General features: G+C 52.7%; 5 protein-coding genes. All 5 read right to left on the minus strand.

Features of this window, described 5'->3' with window-relative positions:
* Positions 1-124 precede the first annotated feature (124 nt).
* The 5 genes from IBX50_RS17135 to ligA are packed head-to-tail and all read right to left on the minus strand — an operon-like array spanning position 125 to position 4,945.
* Positions 125-1,051, minus strand: coding sequence for a hypothetical protein (locus tag IBX50_RS17135; RefSeq protein WP_292257517.1), 927 nt, complete (start codon positions 1,049-1,051; stop codon positions 125-127).
* A 30-nt stretch (positions 1,052-1,081) separates the two neighbouring features.
* Entirely contained in the window at positions 1,082-1,426 is a 345-nt protein-coding gene (locus IBX50_RS17140) for a hypothetical protein (RefSeq protein ID WP_292257518.1), read from the minus strand.
* Entirely contained in the window at positions 1,416-2,681 is a 1,266-nt protein-coding gene (locus IBX50_RS17145) for a valine--pyruvate transaminase (protein ID WP_292257519.1), read from the minus strand. Before IBX50_RS17145 ends, IBX50_RS17140 begins: the two co-directional genes overlap by 11 nt.
* 29 nt (positions 2,682-2,710) lie before the next feature.
* Positions 2,711-2,899 (minus strand): YheU family protein, encoded by a 189-nt coding sequence (locus IBX50_RS17150; protein ID WP_292257521.1) that lies wholly within the window; start codon positions 2,897-2,899, stop codon positions 2,711-2,713.
* Between the two features lie 3 nt (positions 2,900-2,902).
* Positions 2,903-4,945, minus strand: a complete 2,043-nt coding sequence (gene ligA / locus IBX50_RS17155) for an NAD-dependent DNA ligase LigA (RefSeq protein WP_292257520.1) — start codon at positions 4,943-4,945, stop codon at positions 2,903-2,905.
* Between the last annotated feature and the right edge of the window lie 95 nt (positions 4,946-5,040).

Consider the following 5,040-nt stretch of genomic DNA (forward strand, 5'->3'; position numbering starts at 1 on the left):
TCACCAAAGCCACAATCAAAGCGGGCTTCACTTTGTTCAAACGCACTGCGAGCAGATAAAACACCCCAAAAATCAGTGCTGCAGCAATAATCCAGTAAAGATTGGTCAGCATTTTAATCTCCTCCTATAGGGCTACACGAGCCAGATATATGGCTGTTTGTTCTTCATGGGATGAATAATAACTAATCCAGAGCTCACCATCGTACTCAACCAACCCGGCATAACTGGTGTCACCACCGGATGGTAAGGTCAATTCAACATGAACCTCACCACTGGTCTGATCAATCTGACACAAGGCTGTGGTGGCTGTTTTTTCTCCAAAATTGATCAGACGCACTGCAGCCATCAACCGACCATCACTCAGTCGTAACAATTTTGGACCACCAACATGACAGCTGAGTACTTGCCACTGCCAATCCAGATAAGGCGGTACCGCATGCCCTAACCAACCTTTAGCATCTCCACCATCCCGGCGCAGCAGGCACCAGGCAGTGGCATCATCATCAAATGCCAGTGAAGCCTCATTGGCATAGGTATCCGGTTCTGGAAACAGCTGCTTACGCACCGGTTGCCAACAACGACCATCACGGGTGCTATACAGAGTACCTTCCCGGTCACGGCCGGAATAAGCCACACTGTACCCCTGCCCACCATGCCAGCTGGCACTCCATCGCCAAGTACCCAGCCCGGTTTGTGGACAGCAGCAGGGTTCGCTCCAATTCAGCCCATCCCGTGACAACCAGCTCAGTGATTGGTGACGGAAACCATCAACAGGCTCCAATAACCGTACAGCCCCCAACAGTAGCAATTGGCCATCAGCCGTCACGGAAAAGTCGGCATCACGCAGGTCACCATCGGGATGACTCAGCAACGCCACCGAGTGCCAATACAGTCCATCAGGTGATGCGAGTATCCGCAGACACCCATCATCACTGATATGATTTTCACCTTCACGGAAAGCACAATACCAGTGTTCATTAAAGCGAATCAGATCGGTAAAGGCATTGTGCGGAGCCTGATTCCAGATCAGATTGCAAGAAAGCAGTTTCATCGGCTATTGACCTCGGCCTCAACCAGTTGTTCAACGTTTGAGTATAACCTTCTGATGTTGCCCCTGCTCTCCACGATTGGCGCAGAAATCCTGTTGCACTCCGTCAGCATAGTCGACAATCACGTTAAAACCGGCTCCGGGGGTGTGATTCAGCAGCAGGGTGCGCTTTTCACCCGGTGCCAGACGCAATGCCAACAGACTGGACTGACCTCTGGCATGACCAAAATCCAGTTTCAGGCTGGTGATCATCTGGTCAGTGGTGTTTTCAAACTCCACCTGCATGGCGGTTTCTGGCAAACCAGGTGCTGGGCTGAACCACCAGCCCAGCATAAAACTCACCAGCAGGGCAGACCCCAATAACAGTTTAGGTTTCATCAAAAGCCCGCTTCACTTCTTCGGCCAGAATCTTTAACCCTTGCGCCACCAGCTGATCATCTTGTGAGTAGGTCACCCGCAGACATTCATGGCGATGACACCAATGACCATCATCCGGCATCCCCGGAAAGAAATAATGCCCGGATACCACCAGCACACCCCGTGCTTTTAACCGTAAATACAATTCATGGCTGGTAATCGGCAGCCCCGGAAACCACAACCATAAAAACATTGCCCCTTCCGGTTGATGCAGCTTCCATGGGCAGTCTTCTGCCAATTCCTGTTTTAACACCGCCACTGCCTTGTGCATCTTGGCTTCATACCAGGGACGTACCTGCTCACGACTGAGACTGAGGATTTCACCACTGCGTACCAGCGGTTCCATCAGTTGTGGACCAAAACTGCCGGTTGCCAGATTCAGAATGGCATTGGCACCACTGAGCGCCCGTATGATTTCTGGGCGGGCAATCACTATGCCGGTTCGAGCAGCAGGCAGCCCCAGTTTGGACAGACTGAGACAGAGCACCACTTGTTCATCCCAGAAAGGAGTCACTTCCGTGTAGATCAGCTCAGGGAAAGGGCTACCGTAAGCACCATCCAGAATCAGCGGAATATCCCACTGGCAGGCCAGTGCGTGTAATCGCTGGACTTCCTCATCCGTAAGTACATTGCCGGTGGGATTGGTCGGACGTGAAACACAGATGGCACCCACCTGTTCATCCAGTTGCAGCTGTTCAAAATCCACCCGATATTTAAAAGTGTGGTTATCCAGCTCTTCGATTACCGGTTTAACACTGCGGAAGGTATCCGCATCCAACCCTGCATCAGCATAACCCAGATACTCCGGTGCCAGTGGCAAGAGAATCTGGCGACGACTGCCATCCGACAACTGACCAGCAAACAAATTAAAAAGAATAAAAAATGCCGCCTGACTGCCATTGGTCAGTGCAATATTGGCTTCCGTCAGTCCCCAGCCATAGGTGGCATTCAGCAGATCTTTTAATGCCGTGATAAAACGAGCTTCACCTTGTGGTGCATCATAAACACCCACCAGTCGCTGAAAGGCCAGTGGATCAGCAGCAATAGCAGCCAGTTCTTCCCGTAATCTGGCCTGTACCACCTCCAGATGTCCGGGGTTGCCACCACCCATCATGATCATCGGCTGATCACCGGACAAGGCCTTGCCCAGATCATCCATCAAGCTATTGATACCGGCCTGGCCAGAAAACTTGTCTGCAAACTCAGTGAATTTCACACTTTCCTCTTCTTCTTTTCACATCTGCTTTAATCCAGAGCCTGCAAAAAGCTTTTGGCTTGTTGCAAGGTCATCACCTCAGTGGTTTCTGTTTCGATATCGTGCAGAATCACCAGTTCACCACGCTGCAACTGCTGTTTCAGTTGAGTTGTCCAGTTCTGGATACCCTCTTCACTGGTGGTGTCATAATATGAGATGAACAGTGTAACAAGTTGCAGTAGCTATTCCAGTTCAGACAAGCGCTGCAACAAACCGGCCTCATCCAGCACTGGCACTCCCAGAGACTCAGCTTTAGTCAGTTTGGAGCCAGCGGCGGCACCCGCCACCACACAGCTGGTCTTTTTTGAGACACTGCCGGAGACCTTGGCTCCCAGTGCCTCCAGCCGCTCTTTGGCCTGATCCCGGGTCAGGCTGTCCAGACTGCCGGTCAGCACCCAGGTCTGTCCGGTTAATGGCAGATCATCACGGCGACGTTCGGTTTCCGGCCACTGAATCCCCTGATCCAGCAAGTCCCTGATGGTCTCAAGATTATGAGGTTCATTAAAAAAGGTATGGGTGTGCTGCGCCACGATTGGGCCAATGTCATCCACATCCAGCAAGGTGGTCTGGTCGGCCTGCATCAAGGCATCCAGGGTGCCAAAATACCGGGCCAGATTGGCGGCAGTGGCTTCACCCACTTCACGGATGCCCAGCGCATAAATAAAACGTGCCAGGGTTGTTTTTTTACTTGTCTGCAGGGCTTCGAGCAAATTGGTTGCCGATTTTTCTGCCATGCGCTCCAGCGCGGCCAGTGGTTCCAGCTCCAGGCGATAAAGATCAGCCGGGCTTTTTACCAGTTCGGCATCCACCAGTTGTTCAATCAGTTTGTCACCCAGCCCTTCAATATCCATAGCCTTGCGACTGGCAAAATGTTTCAGGGCTTCCTTGCGCTGAGCAGCACAATACAGGCCACCAGTGCAACGATAAACGGCCTCACCTTCTGCCCGCTCCACATGAGAACCACACACCGGACAGGCATCCGGTACCAGCACCTCACGGGCATCAGCAGGACGCTGTTCAAGCATCACCCTTACAACCTGCGGGATCACATCTCCGGCACGGCGCACAATCACGCTGTCACCGATGTGCACACCCAGCCGTGCCACTTCATCCATATTGTGCAGGGTGGCATTGGAGACCGTCACACCAGCCACCTGCACCGGTTCTAGCCGTGCCACCGGGGTGACAGCACCGGTACGCCCCACCTGAAACTCCACATCCAGCAGCCGGGTGATTTGTTCTTGTGCCGGGTATTTAAAAGCGGTGGCCCAGCGCGGCTCACGGGCACGAAAACCCAGTTCAGCCTGCAGGCGTAGATCGTTGAGTTTTAATACCGCACCATCAATATCAAAGGCTAACTGATCACGCTGAGCCGCCAGGTCATCACAGAAACGCTTTAATCCGGCATAACCCTCTACACAACGCAGCAGATGACTGGTTTTAAAACCCCAGCCTTTTAACTGCTGCATAGCTTGCCAGTGGGTGGTGGTGGCAAAACCTTCACTGATCTGTGCTACCTGATAAGCAGTGAATTCCAGCGGGCGGGTGGCGGTGATACGCGGGTCGAGTTGACGCAGACTACCCGCAGCGGCGTTGCGTGGGTTGGCAAAGGTTTTTTCACCGGCCAGACGTGCCCGTTCATTCATGGCTTCAAAAGCGGCACGCGGCATGTAAACTTCACCTCGAACTTCCAGCAGCTCCGGCAAGGGTTGGTTGGGTGTTTCACTGCGCAGGCTCAGAGGAATGGAGCGCAGGGTTTTCAGGTTTTCAGTGATACCTTCACCCGTTTGTCCATCACCCCGCGTAACACCCTGCACTAGCTGACCCTTCTGATAAATCAGGCTGATGGCCAGACCATCCAGTTTGGGTTCACAGCAGAATTCCGCTTGATCCACTGCCCGTCCCAGATCCTCCAGTTCACGCATCACACGGCTGACAAAAGCCTGCAAGCTGTCATCATCAAATACATTACCGAGGGATAACATTGGCACTTGATGGGTAATGGCAGGGAAGTTTTTTAACGGCTCAGCTCCCACTCTTTGGGTGGGTGAGTCAGCAGTAATCAGCTCCGGGTGTTCAGTTTCCAGTTGTTGCAACTCCCGAAACAGCCGGTCGTATTCAGCATCCGGCACACTGGGGTCATCCAGCACGTAATAACGGTAGTTGTGTTCGTTGAGCTGCTGGCGCAGCGACTGAATACGTTGATCAGGAGTTGCGGTGGTCATCTGGCAGGTATCCTGCAGGTCAAAGTGCCTGATTCAAATTTAGCTGAATCAGGTCTTGCCTGCTTTTCTGGCTTTCAGGCGGGTCTGGTGTTCAA

This window comes from Marinospirillum sp. (assembly GCF_014859565.1).